Origin of the sequence: Erwinia sp. QL-Z3, from assembly GCF_004551645.1 — a bacterium.
GTDB lineage: Bacteria > Pseudomonadota > Gammaproteobacteria > Enterobacterales > Enterobacteriaceae > Erwinia > Erwinia billingiae.
In genome coordinates, this window is record NZ_CP037949.1 from 132,950 (window position 1) to 149,889 (window position 16,940).

The 16,940-nt window shown below is 49.8% G+C and carries 10 protein-coding genes; 4 read left to right on the top strand and 6 right to left on the bottom strand.

What is annotated here, in order from left to right; genetic code table 11:
• Positions 1–1,312: 1,312 nt before the first annotated feature.
• Both E2F51_RS00660 and E2F51_RS00665 read left to right on the top strand, forming a co-directional pair.
• Entirely contained in the window at positions 1,313–2,764 is a 1,452-nt protein-coding gene (locus E2F51_RS00660) for a methyl-accepting chemotaxis protein (protein WP_134822487.1), read from the top strand.
• An 846-nt stretch (positions 2,765–3,610) separates the two neighbouring features.
• Positions 3,611–5,716: a bifunctional diguanylate cyclase/phosphodiesterase gene (locus E2F51_RS00665; RefSeq protein WP_134822502.1), complete on the top strand. Its 2,106-nt coding sequence runs from the start codon at positions 3,611–3,613 to the stop codon at positions 5,714–5,716.
• Between the two features lie 750 nt (positions 5,717–6,466).
• On the opposite strand, the gene E2F51_RS00675 is transcribed toward E2F51_RS00665, so the two are convergent.
• From E2F51_RS00675 to E2F51_RS00690, 3 genes are all read right to left on the bottom strand, one after another.
• Entirely contained in the window at positions 6,467–6,751 is a 285-nt protein-coding gene (locus tag E2F51_RS00675) for a hypothetical protein (RefSeq protein ID WP_134822488.1), read from the bottom strand.
• A 1,107-nt stretch (positions 6,752–7,858) separates the two neighbouring features.
• A complete protein-coding gene (locus E2F51_RS00685; RefSeq protein ID WP_134822504.1) occupies positions 7,859–8,593 on the bottom strand; it encodes a tyrosine-type recombinase/integrase in 735 nt (244 codons plus the stop codon).
• Between the two features lie 402 nt (positions 8,594–8,995).
• A complete protein-coding gene (locus E2F51_RS00690) occupies positions 8,996–9,199 on the bottom strand; it encodes a hypothetical protein (protein WP_013199921.1) in 204 nt (67 codons plus the stop codon).
• Between the two features lie 871 nt (positions 9,200–10,070).
• Between E2F51_RS00690 and E2F51_RS00695 the strand changes: the two genes are divergently transcribed.
• Positions 10,071–10,289, top strand: a complete 219-nt coding sequence (locus tag E2F51_RS00695) for a DUF3606 domain-containing protein (RefSeq protein WP_134822490.1) — start codon at positions 10,071–10,073, stop codon at positions 10,287–10,289.
• A gap of 351 nt (positions 10,290–10,640) precedes the next feature.
• Here E2F51_RS00695 and E2F51_RS00700 read toward each other — a convergent pair whose 3' ends face one another.
• The 3 genes from E2F51_RS00700 to E2F51_RS00710 form a co-directional block, all read right to left on the bottom strand.
• Positions 10,641–10,880, bottom strand: coding sequence for a hypothetical protein (locus tag E2F51_RS00700; protein WP_134822491.1), 240 nt, complete (start codon positions 10,878–10,880; stop codon positions 10,641–10,643).
• Between the two features lie 950 nt (positions 10,881–11,830).
• Positions 11,831–13,609 carry a sensor domain-containing phosphodiesterase gene (locus E2F51_RS00705; RefSeq protein WP_134822492.1) on the bottom strand — a complete coding sequence of 593 codons (1,779 nt, stop codon included), beginning with the start codon at positions 13,607–13,609 and terminating at the stop codon, positions 11,831–11,833.
• 765 nt (positions 13,610–14,374) lie between these two features.
• Entirely contained in the window at positions 14,375–16,144 is a 1,770-nt protein-coding gene (locus E2F51_RS00710) for an EAL domain-containing protein (RefSeq protein ID WP_134822493.1), read from the bottom strand.
• A gap of 520 nt (positions 16,145–16,664) precedes the next feature.
• Between E2F51_RS00710 and E2F51_RS00715 the strand changes: the two genes are divergently transcribed.
• Positions 16,665–16,901, top strand: coding sequence for a transcriptional regulator (locus tag E2F51_RS00715; RefSeq protein ID WP_322874456.1), 237 nt, complete (start codon positions 16,665–16,667; stop codon positions 16,899–16,901).
• Positions 16,902–16,940: the final 39 nt, after the last annotated feature.

A 16,940-nucleotide genomic window follows, 5' to 3' on the forward strand; every position in this document is an offset into this window, starting at 1 on the left:
CTCCACACGGGATTGTCCTGTATTTTCATAAAAAACATAGGGTCCTCACCTCACCGGGGCGTTAACTGAACATTAGTCGGAATATTTTCAGGCAGTAACAGGCCAGGAAAACTTTATAATCCCACACAATCCCAAGCTGTACTCATGAATTGGTCCGGTTACCCCATGCTGGCAGTTTTTGTTCACAAACCGGCCCTGTTAAAAACCGGAACGGCATGCCCCGGTCAGTCGCCAGCTTATGCAACCCGTTTACTTTCTTGCCCCTGGATGTGCCATTTTGTTTCAGGCAACGTTTCAGCCTCCCGGACTCAGACATCGTAATCACGTTACGTATGATGCCCATCAGAAAAACTTCTGGACGTTACCGGCACCAGATGCCTGTCGTTAACGGCATGCAATTTCAATTGGCACGATCCACAGTGCGCGCTGCCTTGCTGCAGCCCACGCAGGAAACCGGTAGCCGGCGTGATCACGTGTGATAAGTGCCCTGAGTCCCTTGGCCATACCCCGTTTTGACGCGGTTTTGTATTAAAATTCCCTTCGGCTGGTGTGATCCTGACGTATCCCTGACCCACTGCTAAATCCGGGGAAGTTCTCTCGTTCAGTCCCGCGGAATTCGCAGCCCGGCTGACAATATTCACTCTCGTGATTTTTTATAATGCCATGATAAAACGTTCAGCCCGCCGGCATGGGGTCGTGCGCACCATCAGCAGAAATGATTGATGCAGGATAACCCCAAGCCGCAGGCAGGGTGGGGTTAAAGACACGGTTAAGCATCCTGACGATGACAGCAGGCACAGAACAGCGTTGCGCGCGCCCGGGTGAAGAAATTACTGACTACTCATATCGGGCCTGAACAGCCGACTGCGCCCCGCCGTAACAGTAAACCGCGCCTCACACGCATCTCATCTCAGGCTGCTCTGGTGGTGATTCTGAACCTTTGCATTGCCCCCTGATGCCGGAGCAGCGGCACGGGAGGAGGGCGCCCGGTTGCTCCGGGGGGCGATTGATACATCGAGGCACGATAAAATAAAAAGAGTAAATGTGGATGGTTTTTTTAGGCCAGAATTAGTTACGTTAATTTAAAAGTAAGGGTGCTTTAATTAACCTGGAATAATATGAGACTATGCGTTTTTGTTTTCTTTAACGAAATAATTAATAAGCAACGATTGGATTATTTTGTCGTCACAATGCTTTATTTTATTCGCCATTCTGACATTATGGTATGCATAAAAAAAAGACCTGCATTAACAATACAAAAAAACCCCAGTAATAATGCTTATTATTTTTTATAAAACCAGGGGAACCTTACATGCATTTACTCAGACATTTTACCATCCGCCGTGTCGTGCTGTGGATGATGCTCATCTCACTGGGCGTCGTGGCATGCGCCGGCGGTTACAGCGCACTGACCCTGCGTGATATATACCGGCATGCCGACCGCGCCGATGAACTGACGCAGCAGCTGACGTTCCTGACCCGCAGCGGTATCGTGATGCAGTCCGGCACGGCGGCAGAAAAAATTGCCCTGATAAGTAGCATCCCGGAGGGCACCGACTGGGATGACTTTCGTCGCGCGCTGGCGACCACCCCCGCTGATTATGCGCCTGCCGCGCGGGCGCGTCTTGACGCGCTGACCCTGCATCTTGCAGAAGACGATGCGCCGGTCTTGGCGGACAGACAACGGCTGGAGGCAATCCTGATTTCAGCACTGCTGGCCGCCATAACGCTGCTGATATTCTGTGACCGCTATCTGGTGACACACCTCGTACGCCCTGTGGCCAAAATCCGCGCCCACCTGAAAATCATCGCCAGCGGTGACCTCACGCAAGAACCCGAAGATCTGGGGCGCAACTGCGTCGGACAGCTGGTCCCGCTGGTAAAAGAGATGCAGCACAGCCTGATGGATACGGTGCTGGCCATTCGTGATAATGCCGCGATTCTCCATCGTGAGGCCAGAGACATCGCCGCCGGTAATGCAGATCTGTCAGACCGCACGTCAACTCAGGCTGCGGCACTGGAGCAAACGGCGGCAAGCATGGAGGAAATTACGGCAACAGTAAGCCACAATGCGGAGAACGCCCGTCAGGCGCGGGAGTTATCAGGTGTAACGGCCAGTACCACGTTGAAGGGTGAACATCTTATGCACGCCGTTGTCTCCGCCATGGCTGGGATTGCGGAAGGTTCAGAGAAAATCCGTCAGTTTACCGCAACAATTAACGGAATTGCGTTTCAGACGAATATTCTGGCGCTGAACGCCGCCGTAGAAGCCGCCCGTGCAGGCGAGCAGGGGCGCGGCTTTGCAGTGGTGGCCGCTGAGGTGCGTTCGCTGGCCCAGCGCAGTGCGACGGCTTCAAAAGAAATCGAAGTACTAATCGCAGACACCGTATCCCGCGTGAATGACGGCCGCCGGGCAGCAGACACCGCAGGCACCACCATGGAAGCAGTGTTGCAGGGCGTCAGCAGCGTAAATGAACTTATCGGCCAGATAGCGCTGGCCTCAGAAGAGCAAAGTAAGGGGATAGCACAGGTTACCGTTGCGGTGGCGGAGCTCGATCGTGTCACACAGCAGAACACGACGCTGGTTCATCAGGTGTCTGCCACGGCGGGTAGCCTGAGCGGGCAGACGGACATACTGGGCGGGGTCATCACGCGCTTTACACTGCCGGCAGCCGCAGGTGCTCCCGAAGTGCCACGCATAAGTAAACGGGGGAAAAGTACGCCTGTGACGTCCGGTGGCTGGGAGCCCTTCGCCGGTCAATAGTGCACCGGGTATGAAGGCAGGAGCGGCCAGGCACCCTCTTCGGTATCTGCCTGAAGCGTGGCAGGCCTTTCAGGGGGACAAGTCGTTATCTGACACTGTCCGTCACTCTCCAGATAATTGACATTTTTTCTGGAGGGGGAATAAATTAATATTTATTCATCGTATTATGCCCGGTTGTGCTTAAGGCTAAGTCAGCAGAAATTATTACAGCTTCACGGCCATTCAGTACAAAGGTGTGAAATGCGGCGCTGATACAGGGGGACCTTTTCAGGGGCTCGCGTTCCGACGCCGAAGGAATGGATTATTTATGCCGCGAAGTACCCCGCCGGTTAGTTTCCATTTTTCATTTCATTCAGGGTAGTGCCAGCAGAAAAGAACGCATAAAAGTCGTGTCAGCCCTGGCAGGGCGATGATATGCCCCCACACGTCCATCGCCGGGATCCTGTCTCATTCTAATCTTATGTCATAAAAAATAACCCGCTCATTTTGCTCCCCTTCCTGAAGTTTTGACTGCGTGGACCGATATAACAGTCAAACCTCTTGAGCGAAACGTTTGTCGCGGTGCCGCCCGTTCTGTTATGGCCCGCATCACCGCCTCACAGGGAACGTTGACAGCAGGGCCATCACCGGCTTTATTCGGCACGGCGTTGCTGAAAAGACTACGAACGGGCCCTTCCCGGGTCGGAAAATGGGCAGTGATATCTGCGGAGCTCTCTGATTGAAATGGTCCACTTTATGCTGTGAAATGCCGGCCACAGTACATAACCCCAGAGGGGACAGACTCTGAAACGCCCGATCAATAATCACGAAGCAGCACGCCTTGACGCGCTGGCGAAATATCAGATGATGAACGAACCGCCACTCGACGTGCTCGACCGGATCACCTCTCTGGCCGCCCGACTTTTTCGCGTACCTGTGGCTTTTATTTCACTGATTGATGAACAGCGACAGTTCTTTGCTTCACGTTACGGCCTCAGCATATCAGGCACCGCACGGAGCGTGGCGTTCTGCAATCACACGCTTGCGCAGGACGACATCCTCTGCGTGCCCGATACGCTCACCGATCCGCGCTTCCGGGACAGCCCTCTGGTTCATGGCTATCCACACATCCGCTTTTACGCGGGGATCCCGTTGTCCACTCCGGACGGCCATCATATCGGGACTGTATGTCTTACCGACACGCAGCCACGTCCGCCGCTGACGTCAGCTGACCGGCAGCACCTCACCGATATCGCCGCGCTGGTGATGGACCGGATGGAAGTGCACCGGCTCGAATTGCTACGCCATACAACGCAGCAGAGGCTGGAGGCGATATCGTGGACCTCACCTGACGCCATCATCTGTACAACCCCTGGCCGGGGTATAACTTTCTGGAATCCTGCGGCTACCACAATGTTCGGATTTACTGACAAAGAGATGACGGGTCAGTACGTGGCCGCACTCGTACCAGAGCGGTGCCAGATCGACTACCGCAACGAGCTCGAGCGTCTGACCGCAGACGAAGAGGCTGTCTCCCAACCACGTACTTTACAGATATGGGGTCTGAGACGGGACGGCCATGAGTTTCCAGCTGAAGTCTCTTTCTCAGGCTGGCGTGAAGGCGGTGAGCGCCTGGTCGGCATGATCATCCGTGACGTTACCGCTCGTCATGAAAGTGAAGCCCGCCTTTGCGAACTGGCTTCTCTCGACATGCTGACAAGGCTTGCCAGCCGCAGCGCGTTTATGGAGCAGCTGGGACAGATGACCGAAGCGGGCGTGCCTTATACGCTGCTGATGACCGACCTTGACGGCTTTAAGGAAGTGAATGACACGCTGGGCCATGCCGCCGGGGATGCGCTGTTATGTCACGTTGCAGAACAGATACGCCTGGCGTGTGCAGACGCGGTGGTTGCCGCCCGGTTGGGCGGTGATGAGTTTATAGTCCTGCTCTGCGGAGGCGTCGCTGAAGCCACGCTGACGGCGGAGCGACTGATTTCCTGTATACAGATACCGTTCAGCTACCATGGAGCACCGCTCATCGTCGGAGCGAGTACGGGTATTGCTTCTTTTCCTGAGCACGGGCTGGATCCGTCGGCCGTGATGTCCGCCGCCGACCTTGCCCTGTACCGTGCCAAGGCCTCCGGGAAAGGCTGCAGCGTGCTGTTCCTGCCTGCATTCCGTGAAGCGGAACAGCGTCGTCGTCGTTTTGAACGCGAGCTGGAAACTGCGGTTCACCAGCAGCAGTTTATTCTTTACTACCAGCCACGCTACGACGCCAGAAGCGGTCGTCTTACAGGCTGTGAGGCGCTGGTGCGCTGGCAGCACCCAGCCCGTGGGCTGCTGCTACCGACGGAATTTATAGGCATGCTGGATAAAAGCCCGCTGTCGGTAAGGCTTGGTGAGTGGATTATCAGCAGCGCCATTGCACAGGTCCGCCAGTGGCAGTCTGGCTGTCCGCACCTGCGCGTCAGCATCAATCTGTTTCCCCGACAGCTGGGATTGGGGGCTGAACAACTGCTGCATGAATTCGGCAGTGGCGACCTGGGTTTTGTGGATCTGGAGGTGGAGGAATCCCTGCTACCGCTGCTGACCGGGGAGATACCGGGCAACCTTGCAGCCATCCGTGACACGGGTGCCGGCCTGATTATCGACCACTACGGGCGGACGCTTGGTGCCATGAACCTGTTGCGGCACGATCTGGTCTCGGGGGTTAAAATCGACAAATCACTCACGCATGAACTGGCCACGAACATGCGCGTACGAATGATGTTCAGTGCTATCGCGGAACTTGGCAAAAGCCTTGGCATCAGCGTGGCGGCGGAAGGTGTGGAGGATATGCTTCAGCAAACGTTCGTCACCAACGCCGGATGCGACATAATGCAGGGCAACGGGTTGTGCCTGCCACTGACCGCTGCGGCATTTGGAGAGTTACTGTCGTCTGAAAAGGAGACGCCGTTCCTTGCAGGTCCGTAAAGGTGCATGCAGTTTCGCGAAGGCAACAATGACATCTGACACTGGTAAGTACCTTTAAAACCCGCGTACTGAAATGATGACTGCTAATTTATATTTACACAGATATCAGCTAAGTTAGGTTTATCTGTTAATTACTGGTATCAGTTCATGAAGTTTTTCGTCAGAGAGTATCCCGGAGGGCAACCCCGGAAAGGCGTCCAGACACCACAGCTGTCTGCCCTGAAATCCGGGCCGTCATGAAAGTACCGATGTATTACTATCTTCTGCAAAGCGGTACGGGAAAGTGGCTCATACATCGCAGGGGGTGTGAGATGCTCACAGGCTCGCCGGGTAAAATATTTCTGGGCACCGTGTACAGCACGCGTCAGGCTGTGGGTGTAGCCAGAAACAGAGTCAGGGAGCCTAAACTTTGTTACCTGTGTTTCCGGGATGAAATTTAGAAATGGTGTCACATTTTCTCAGACGGTGTCCGGCGGAGCAGGCTGGCATGTTATGCCCTGGTGACTGCAATAACGCCCCGTCAGTGCCTTTACCGCCGGGAGCGTATCGTGTCGACAGAGGATAAAATCAGTGCCATATCGTCGCCAGAGATATCCGGATCCTGATGATGGCGTTGAGGCCGTTTGCCTGTGTGGGGCTGCTACAGAAAAGACCAGAAGGCTGTACCGCTCCCTGCCGTGCCGGCGAGCGGGTATGGAAAAAACATATAATTCTGAAAATAGAAATACACCGTCAGCCCCGGAAAGGGTATTAACGGGCACGTTCATTATATGCCAGCAGGAAAAGACTGACCGCTTCTGCCGAGAAAAGCAGCTGCGGGTTTTTGACAACCGGCACCGGCGGGAGGATGCCGCGCAGCTTTTTCCCGTGACATACCGCATCGTAAAGCATAACTGTCGGTATACGGGTTTGCTCAGCAAAAGAAATTAACGTGACTAAATTTTCACTCCCGAACTGTTCATCAGGAGACGTTTTTCGGGGGCGCGCGTGCCAGGCTTTGGCAAACAGAAGAGCCTCTTCATAATCGAATGTCATTCTGCTCCCCTCTGACTGCTGACACCTGGGCAACGTAATTCCCTCAAGCTGACCGCTACTTCTGGCGGCCCTTAACAGCATGCCGGAGCGTATTTTCAACATCTCAGCAAAGGCATCCAGCCTGATCAACATACGATAATCTCCAGGGTTGTTGATATGAGCCCTGCTGCCCACGGCAGTCACTGGCCCACAGGCATTTACCAAAATGTTCTGTCCCGGGGCGGGTGAGGAATCATCACAGCTCAGGTGACAGGCCGCCTGGAAGTGCAGGAATATGATTATAAATCAGTGGCTTGTTTGATTGATAATATACATAACAAATCACTGAAGTACACGGGGGCGTGCGCTTAAATACGGGGTTCAGGCTGTTAAAAAAACCGGCATTTTAACGCCGGTAAAACATCAGCACAGGAATGAAATTCACGAAGGGAATATTCGCACTGGAATAATAAACCCTTCAACTATATAAAGGCAAGCTAATACAGGGGACTTTCAGGGCGTTGAATTTTAGTTTTGACGCCGCATGTTTTCCAAAGACGGCCCTGCTGGCTCATCAGAGCTTGCCTTGATTGATTTTTTTAATGAGTAGTCAAAAAATGGGCACCTGACTTCCGGTCAGCCCCTGCCAGGAAAGCAAAAAAAATCCCGGTAAAAAAACCGGGAAAGCAGCAAATTATCAAGGGTTCTGTTTCTGTGAAAAACGGGAGTGCCCTACTGATAACCCCAGGCAGGTCATAAGTAATCTCCCGTCATTTTTAATTATCGGCAGGACCGGAAAAAACTGAAGGGTAGAGAGTATAAGAATCTGAATTAATGATGTCTTAGAGTGCTTTACGTTGTAGCGGAACAGCCCCACACCGTGACGGATGAAGACCTGAAAACTCATGTGATTTTGATAATTAATCATTATATTCAATGGCTTGCTAACCTTCCTGCCGACCGGCTTAGCAGCCATTACATCCACCGAAATTCTGTGAAAGAACGTCCATAACGTGAGCCGGACAATCGGCAGTGTAATGCCTTAAACGCCGTTATCAGCATCATGAGGGCAGAGCCGCCTGGTCACCAGGCAGGGCAAAAGCGTTCTCAGAAGCATGCATTTTTATCTCATGCCGGTGGCAGTGAGCGGAGTACCGCCGCGGCGTCATGACCGTCACCGGTAAAGGGTACAGAAAGGGTGGCCGCCAGCTCCAGCGCAAATACCCGGGTGTAAACCTCCACCGAGCGCGCATCCTTATGGCCCGCCAGCGCCTGAATGACCTTCAGCGGCTGGCGGTGGTAGAGCATGTGCATAATCCATGAGTGGCGAAAGGTGTGCGGCGTTACCGCAATGGAGAACTGCACGCCGTCCTCTGCCGCTCTCCGCACGGCTGCCTTCAGCCAGTTACGCATGGTTTCATCGGTAGCCGTCCACAGCGGTTCCCGCCGCTTCGGGCGCACGCTTGCCATCCACACTTCCACCTGGCGTACATACCCCGTATCGGTGAGCGGTACCAGCCGCACAGCGTCCTTGGGCGGCCGGCCGCGACGTGAGCGGACCTTCTCCGAAAGAATGCGCACGAACGGACGCGGCCCGTCCAGCACAAAAGACTCGGGCGTGAGGCTGCAGGCCTCGCCGATGCGCGCGCCGGTATTCCACAGGGTGCTGAACAGAAAGTGGTGCTTTCTGTCCGGCATATAGTGCAGCAGAGCGCTCACTTCAGGGGCCAGCAGGTAACAGGGCGTGGCACCGGAGGCGGTGGCCATACGCCTGAGGGCGACCGCCGTTGCAAAATCGACGCCCGGGGCAATGCTCAGCACGCCGGCGCGTTCTGGTGAATTCTGCAGTACCGGAGGGCTCATTATCATAAAGTTTTCACGTAGCGCGATCTGTGTGTTTATGCGGCTATTTTCCCGCATCCCGGGCGCGGGAGCCAGCGTAATAAATCGCGACGACGGGATCTGGAATTTGGTTTTACCCACATTATGGAGGGTAATCCAAAGCAGGTAAAGGATCCTTTTTTGGTGAAAATCGGCCGGAAGCCCCGTGTGACGCGGCCTGGAGGGAAGATCTGTAAATTTGGTATAAATGGAGTAAAGCCAGGCATGGCTGAATGATGGGAGATAAAGCGTGTTGCAGATGGGATGCCCGTACAGGCGAGTAAGTCACACCACTAAAAAAAATGGAAATTGCGGTTTCACAGGACTGGACTCCAGGCTTTCAAATAAACCCGCACTGAGCACATGGGCTTGATGACGCGTTGGTTAATCTTCAAACCCATTCCTTATCAACTGTGCAGTCCCTTTAAGAAGTAATTTATGCAGAACATCATCAACTTCAGTACGTTTGTTCTCAAGAAGAAATGAAATATTTTCCTGTGATACAGGCTCTCCTTTTTTGAGAAGCATTAACACGGCGTACCCTATTTCACAGGCAATCACGCGGGATTTCTCTTCGTCAAGATACATTATTTTTCCTCTGAAATTTATTCCATTTATAACATAGCGCAGAGAGAGGATCACCTCATAAATCGTTGAAAGATCAGCTCAGAGATAAGATGATTGTATGGAAACATTGTTATTTTCTATGCAAGCACCTGTTATTGGTAGTCAATGGCTTTTACTGTCACATAAGTTAAATATTACACTCTTTCAGAAAATGCCATTTAGATGTGAAAGCGACGAATGGCCCTGCGGACTGCTTTTTTGAAGCAGAAATCAATTGAATTTAATAATTAACATTCAGACTTGCAGCATCCTGGTTACTCCTGGAAAACTGGCTAAGTGAATTCACTCTACAATTAAAAAGTATCTGACACCAGGGGCTTTCTTGCGGTTATGCTTTTTGGTAAAACCCGGTGGTTTATGGTGATATGTATAAACTTCATGACGGTTCAGTATCTTATTATCACTTAAAACTGGAAGAGCTGTATTTTAAAAGATCATTTCTCACTGATATTTATACCCTTAGATTTATTACCGTCACGCCAATACACATCCCCGGGCAACATGCGTCCAGACCACCGTGTAACGCCCCTGCGGGTAGTGTCAGCACATGAGATGTGTATGAGCGAGCTTAATGATGATGCATTGTCATAATTAACTTCAAATGCTTTATTTAAACAAACAATATTACCCATCAGAATAAGAATAATGGTATGTTTTTTCCCAATCAAAACTGCACGCATCATTCATAACACCCAATCAACCAGGACTCCTCCTACTTTACCTCTTAAAAGGAAAAAGTGGAATAATCTGGTTAGCTATTAAAGCTCAACATGTAAATATGTCACCCGAAAATATTATTTCCCTACCTGTCCTTATTTCTTATGATGGAGGTATGACATTGACTAACAGAAGATTCCACAGACGCGAGCCTGAAAACAGGGAGCTTATCTATCTGGATGAGCAATGGCAAATAACATACTGGACGCAGGAGTTATTAACCACACAGGACAGGCTCAATCATGCAATCCGGAGTGCTGGTAACAATACCGATGCAGTAAGGGAGTGGCTTGAGAAAAACCCACCGCCCAGGAAACCAGTTATATTTCGGTGAATGATTTTCTGAATAACCCCCCCCGGATATTTATCCCTGTAGTCTTCAGAACAGCTGAGGAGGGATAATGGATCTGTCTCAATTTGTCAATTAGAGGTACTGGCTGATTAATAAAAGTCTGCAGGGTAATGTTATTAATGACTTTTAAAAGTCATATGTTTCTGTTTTTTATAACCAGCATAAAATAATCTTGACTTAATTTAATATTGCTAACCCTGTATTTTACTGCAGAGATACTTCCATTAATAGTATGGTAGTGTTTTACATATTTAAAAATGGCACTGTTTTGTGCCATTTCCGGATTGCAGAAAACAACATGATTGTGGAGTGAGTGATTATAAACATCTAATGTCAATGCCTTTTATCACTATCCCCCTCGACGGTTATTTGCGGCATATTTCCACTGCGTATGATTTCAGCCGCCTCCGTATAGAGTTTTTTTTTGTATAAGTCACCCTCTGCCTGGCGAATTTCCTCCAGTTTACCCGTAACGTTTTTTTCGTTCAGTTGCTGGCCAGAGAGTCTCACCCCGAGAACGGCAAGACCTATAGCTCTCAGCAGAAAAATCAGCTTTTCTTCATCAAATTCCATATAATCTCATCAGGATTGGGTCTGCCCGGCACACACATTATACGGGTAAATTTGACTTAATCCAATTGAACAGTACGGATAAATAAAAGCGATCGTATATTGATGGTGTTATTAAGGCCGGAAAATATTTTTATCTTATTACCCCCATTAATTTTCTTTGCCTAAACAATAAGCACATGGTGCAAAGCTTTCCTTTCTATAATATCCATTATTCAATGGTTACTTCCCGCTAACATATCCGAATCAAAATGATTGCCGACATCAACCCTTCACTTTCCATGCTAAGTAACCTTATATCCTTATGTAAAACCCCGGCCTGTAACCATTTGAAAAGTAATTGTTTTTTAAGTAAGAATGGTTCTTCAGTAAGCTTGTTTTTTAAGGTGTGATTTTTGGTGATTTTCTTTTATCAGGATGCAGGTGGTAAAAAAACATAACTCACTTAAGATGATTTTAAATATATTTACAGGAAGTGATTTCTGAAAGCAGGGCATGGTAATGCCCCTGGTAATTCCGGGCGTTTTCGGCATGCCCTGTCGTCAGGAAATCACAATATTATAATATGGAATAAGGAATAAGGAATAAGGAATATTTTTTGAATAAGAAGTTTCGTACCTTTAGCGGGATGTTATTTACAATTTCGCATTTAATAAATCTGGCAGGGTTGATATAGTGCTGGATTTTCGGGCCACTTCTTGAAAATTGAGTTACTTTATTTACGGGAGTTAAATGGCCTGTTAGATCAGTATTATACAGATGAATGAATATCCTGCTGAGGGGATATTTAAAAATATTATACTGGACGTATAACTATCCAAAAGACATGCTGAACTTCCCCTGCCCGGGATAGTCAGCATGTCTGGCGTGAGAGATGATACGTTATAATGATACTATAAAAAATATGAGCCGCTCCGGATAAGAAGGGTGTCTCACTTACAAAGCGATAGTCATTACTTTTTTATGAAGCTTCGCGATAACAGGCTTGATATATCTTTTGCTGGCAACGGACGCGAAAAATAATATCCCTGTATCTGATCACATCCTGCGGCGGTAAGGATCTCTTCAGTTGCCCTGTCTTCCACCCCTTCAGCTACTACCGTGTATTCAAGCTCCTTAAGCATCCTGATGACATTTGTTGCAATGATACGGCTTCTTTTGTCTGTGACTATTCCCCTGACCAGCACGCGATCGAGCTTAATAACGTCCAGTGGCATCCGGTAGAGGTAGCTGACATTACTGTATCCCGCGCCGAAATCATCAAGTGCAATTTTAAACCCCCGCTCGCGCAGGGCTATCAGCGCTGACACAGCACCTTCTTTTTCGGCTATTTTTTCTGTTTCAAGGCATTCAATTTCAATGAGGTCTGGCGTCAGGCCGGCCTTCAGCACGTCGCTGTGCAAAGTATCAGCAAATCCTTTTCTGGTGAAATCACTTTCGCTGAGGTTTACCGAAACCGGCACGCTAATACCCACCGCCTGCCATTGCACCAGTTGTGACGATACGTTCCGGATCACCCAGTCAGCAAGCGAAGCATGCAGGCGGGTGCGGGCAGCAGCCGGAAGAAAAGCATCAGGCGATAGCTCGCCGCGCGTTGGATGACGCCAGCGGACAAGCGCTTCAACTCCGGTTAGTTTCCCCGTAATCAGGGATTTTTTAGGTTGATAAACCAGATACAGCCCGGGTTCATCCCGCAGGGCAGCTGCGAGATCATGCATTAAACGGAATTCGCCATTACGACGGCCATCGGTCAGTGCGTCAAAACTCAGCACGCGGCTGCCGGAGGAAATGGCTTCGTGCAGGGCGCTGACAGCGCGACGAAGACCTTCCTGTGCAGAGACCTCGGAAAGTGCAAAGCATGCCTCTCCTGCGTGTATGGTCAGGTCCACAGCAATCCCTTCCTCGATGAGGGCCGTAACGTCTTCCAGCTGAGTGCTGAAAGAAGAGGCTGTAAGCTGCTGGGCCTCTTCTGTAAGCACGGCATAGCGCCCTGTTGCGACAGTATATAACATATCACCAGGAGGCAGCCTGAGCCGAAGACGCAGGAGCATGCCCACATCACGCAGAAGAGATTCAACCGGTAACATGCCCATTGAGCGGGCAAGCTCGTAGATTTTCTGCATATCAATACAGTCCAGTATCACCAGCCGCAGTCGGTTTTTTGCATCCGTGGCGGCTCTGCGCTGCATTTCCCTTAGCAGCGACTGACGGTTTGGCAACCCCGTTACGGGATCGGTAAATCCTGCGGAGTGCCATGTCTCCAGAAATGTCATCACCAGTCCGGCCAGAATCTCGAGCATTTCACTTTTGCGTGATGAAAAGCGGTGAGGGCTGGTATCAGTGACACACAGCGTACCGAGCAACACCCCTTCAGAAGTCCGCAGCGGTGCGCCGGCATAAAACCGTATGAAGGGCTCACCCAGTACAAGCGGATGTGATGAAAAACGTGCGTCTTTATGTGTGTCCTGGACGACTATCGTTTGGCCACTAACCACAACATGCCGGCAGAAAGATTCTTCACGGCTTGTCTGCCGTAATGTGAAGTTTCGGGACACCGTAATAAACTGATGCCTGTCGTCGAGCACAGAAATAAAACTGCCTGTTACGCCGAGTGACTGTGCGGTGAGGGCCACAAAATCGTTTAAAATTTCATCCCGACATTCATCTGGGGTCCTCAGCACAGCAACTGCTTTAAGGCGCTGTTCCTCATCGCCGCTCAGGTTTATAAGCATGACCATTTCCCCGGTATCGTTTAGTTAAAATCGAAAGTTGACAGTGAGAGCTATGTTTATGAGTTGGCTTTAAAAATATGTTAATTCTGTCTGCAAAAACACCTCTATACAGGAAAGTGTTCCCAGTTCCTGTAAGGGGAGATTACCGTCCGCTTCGTTTTTACTGCTACAGCTCTTCAGCACAGACGCATAATAAATGCTATTTATGATTTTAATCCAGGAACGGTTTTTTTATCCAGAGCCTTCTCTTCGTTGTTCACGAGGAATGTAAGCCTTCCACACCTGTATTCGGGACGCAAAATATGTTTCCTGTGTGGCGTTAAAAACACATATATTTTGAAATTCCTAATCAAATCAAAAGAGGGTCTGTGTCAGGACGGGCCTCAACCCGATTTTTTATCTGCCAGTACAAGCGGAAAAGTGTAACGGACATCATTATCGGTTTTGTCACGACCTTTTCTGTCTCTCATTAAGTGAAGAGTAACAATACAAAGTGGCATTTTCTCAGCAGGCTGGCGCTGAAGTTAACTGGTCTCACAGAAAAGTTGATTACCTCCTCAGGCTCCTTACTATTTCCTGCACTCAATCCGTTGTGATTGGTGTGAAATGTCTTTTCGTACAAGGTGCACACCAGAGTTGTGGTCAGATACGTTTGTTACGTCAGAAGATGTAGAGTCTGTTTAGTCGTGAGAATCGTTTACTGTGTTTACATGCTTCTGCAATTTAAGCAGAGTCTCAGACAGCAGATGAAGACGTGAGCCGTCTCTATCTGCATTGGTTACAGTTATCGCGTAATTTCCAGTACAGCCAGCTCTGCACGGCTGCTGCCGGCAGAGAACGGGCATAAAAAAAGCCGTTCACTGCATCACTTCCATCTGTATCTTCATCCAAAGAAGTGATGACCCGATAGTCCTGACTCTCCAGCATTCTGATAATGCCACGGACCATAATACGTGAAGCAGCATCAGCCGAAAGCGACGCTTTGAGTTCATGTGTGAGGCTCACGACCGCTGGCGGGGGGCGTAAAAGATAAGTCTGATTACCGGAGGTCATGCTCAGGTCATCCAGCGTAGTAACGAACCCGTACTGCCTGAGTCTGCTGATACCCTCTAATGCTGCGGGACTGCCCGGGATCGCATCAGGCGTGAGGCATTCAATCTGAAGCAAGGCTGGTGAAAGGCGGGCTTTTTTCATTCTGCGCTTTAAATCTTTTGCAAATCCACTCCGGGCAATATCCTCGTCAGAAACGAATACTGAAACAGGCAGAGTGATACAGGTATTGTGCCATTGTTTCAGCTGTGTAATTACCTGATTCAGGGTCCAGTCTGTCAGCTGTGAAAGGGCAGCCGAAGAGATGCCAATTTCACCAAGCTTACCGGGGCCCAGACACCCGAACCGGGGGTTGTCCCATTCCACGTGAGCTTCAAGCCCAACGGGTAATCCTTTTTCCATACATAATCTGGGCTGGTATAAGAGCGTCAGCCCCCGCCCCGAACGCATTCCGGCGATAAGTTCATCCGACTCAGATACAAACCGGGGCAAATCTTCCGCAAGCGGGAGATCAAAACGAGCGGCAGGAATTCCCCGGATAGTTGCGTCTGTCAGGGCTGATAAAGCCTGAGCAACGACCTCACGCGCAGAGCCCGCGCCGGGGTTAAAATGGGTCTCGCCCGTTACCGGCGACAATTCCAACGAAATATTGTCCCCGAGATGCGCGCTGATGCCGTGCAGGAGAGTCGATATACGCCCTGCACTCAGCCGGCCCTCATCCTGCGCAAGCAGTGCAAAACGTCCTGCAGAGAAGGAATAAAGTTTTTCCCCGGGACCGGGTCTGAGCCTCAGGGGAATAAGCGTGGCGATATCCTGAAGCAACCCTTCAACTGCAGGAGCCCCGAGGGAACGCACCAGCTCACGGGCACGCGACATATCCAGACAGTCGATAAGCACCAGACGCCGGGTAGGTTTTCTTTCATCTGCTGCAGCTACCTGTAAATCACGTACCAGCTGCTGCCTGTCAGGCAGCCCTGTCACCGCATCAGTGAGCCCCGCGGAATACCAGGCCCTCAGAAAGGACATAACCATGGTGGACAGGAGAGTTAAGCTATGTATCTGCCCGGCAGAGAAGGCGTGGGGGCGTGTGTCTGTTACACAAAGTGTTCCCGGAACAAAACCATCTATATCCCTGAGCGGTACTCCAGCATAAAAGCGTATGTATGGTGCACCGGTTGTCAGCGGATGTGAGATAAAACGGGGGTCAAGTAAAGTGTCCTGTACCACCATGGGTTCATCACTATCGACGACGTGCCGGCAAAAGGCATTTTCGCGTGTTGAGACCTTGAGGCTGAAATTCAGGGAAGCCATAACGGTCTGTTGCTCATCATCTACCACAGAGACAAAGCTACCTGGGATGCCTAGTTTTTGAGCAGTCAGCCTGACAAACTGCGTCAGAATTTCATCCCGGCTTTCGTCAGGGGCTTTCAGCAGATTAAGCAGGTTGAAACGGTGCTCTTGACTGGCACCTGCATCATATGACATTACGCTCTCCGGCCGGCTGTGAAGTGCCGGGAATTAAAACAATATATATAGTTAAAATAAGCAAAGAAAGTAATCACTTCAAAAGGTGAAATTTATCAATCGTTAATAAAGAACAATCGTATTTTACATAATTTCCTTTTCGGTAAGCAGACCTTTTCTTAATGAAATCTTTACCTTAGGAGCACTGGTGCGTGGGGGATTATTTTTAATTGTATAGCAGCTATACGCATAATAAAAGGAATGTTTGTGCTGTCGAATGATTTCTGTTAGTGATGATTAATTATAAAAAATAACCATTGCACATTTAAACGCTCAGCTGAGCAAGGGAGGAAGTTAAAATCCTGATGGCGTGAATAATACTACCGTCTCAAATTTTAACAAACTGGTTACCTGTTGTGATGGATGCCTCAAAGTCACTGCAGGTGGTTCAATTATTCTAAAATAGGGATTATAATGAAGCCGAAACGTAAATTAATAGTTTCATGTCTCTGATGCAGGAGGATTTCTGGAAAAAAATTTTTTGTTAATACCCGTGGTTGTAAAGGACAATGTTCGTGAGCTTCGTATCGCTGCAGGGCTTACGCAAGCACAGGCTGCTGAGATTTTTGGTTTCAGCCTGCGTATCTGGCAAACCAAAGAGATAACAGGGGCTGAGGCAAGCCTTCTGCGCCAGAAAGAGTACGAATTTCTACTTCTGCTGGCGGGGAGACATCCTCATTTTACATTATCTGCTCGCAGCCAGACGAAAGGTCATTGAGGCGCAGGTTTAAAATTTTTTTAATATCATCTTTATACG

Bases quoted from the DNA above. Each gene is read 5' to 3' on its own strand.
- E2F51_RS00660 (WP_134822487.1), top strand. From the start codon at position 1,313: ATGCATTTACTCAGACATTTTACCATCCGCCGTGTCGTGCTGTGGATG.
- E2F51_RS00665 (WP_134822502.1), top strand. From the start codon at position 3,611: ATGAACGAACCGCCACTCGACGTGCTCGACCGGATCACCTCTCTGGCC.
- E2F51_RS00675 (WP_134822488.1), bottom strand. From the start codon at position 6,751: ATGACATTCGATTATGAAGAGGCTCTTCTGTTTGCCAAAGCCTGGCAC.
- E2F51_RS00685 (WP_134822504.1), bottom strand. From the start codon at position 8,593: ATGAGCCCTCCGGTACTGCAGAATTCACCAGAACGCGCCGGCGTGCTG.
- E2F51_RS00690 (WP_013199921.1), bottom strand. From the start codon at position 9,199: ATGTATCTTGACGAAGAGAAATCCCGCGTGATTGCCTGTGAAATAGGG.
- E2F51_RS00695 (WP_134822490.1), top strand. From the start codon at position 10,071: ATGACATTGACTAACAGAAGATTCCACAGACGCGAGCCTGAAAACAGG.
- E2F51_RS00700 (WP_134822491.1), bottom strand. From the start codon at position 10,880: ATGGAATTTGATGAAGAAAAGCTGATTTTTCTGCTGAGAGCTATAGGT.
- E2F51_RS00705 (WP_134822492.1), bottom strand. From the start codon at position 13,609: ATGCTTATAAACCTGAGCGGCGATGAGGAACAGCGCCTTAAAGCAGTT.
- E2F51_RS00710 (WP_134822493.1), bottom strand. From the start codon at position 16,144: ATGTCATATGATGCAGGTGCCAGTCAAGAGCACCGTTTCAACCTGCTT.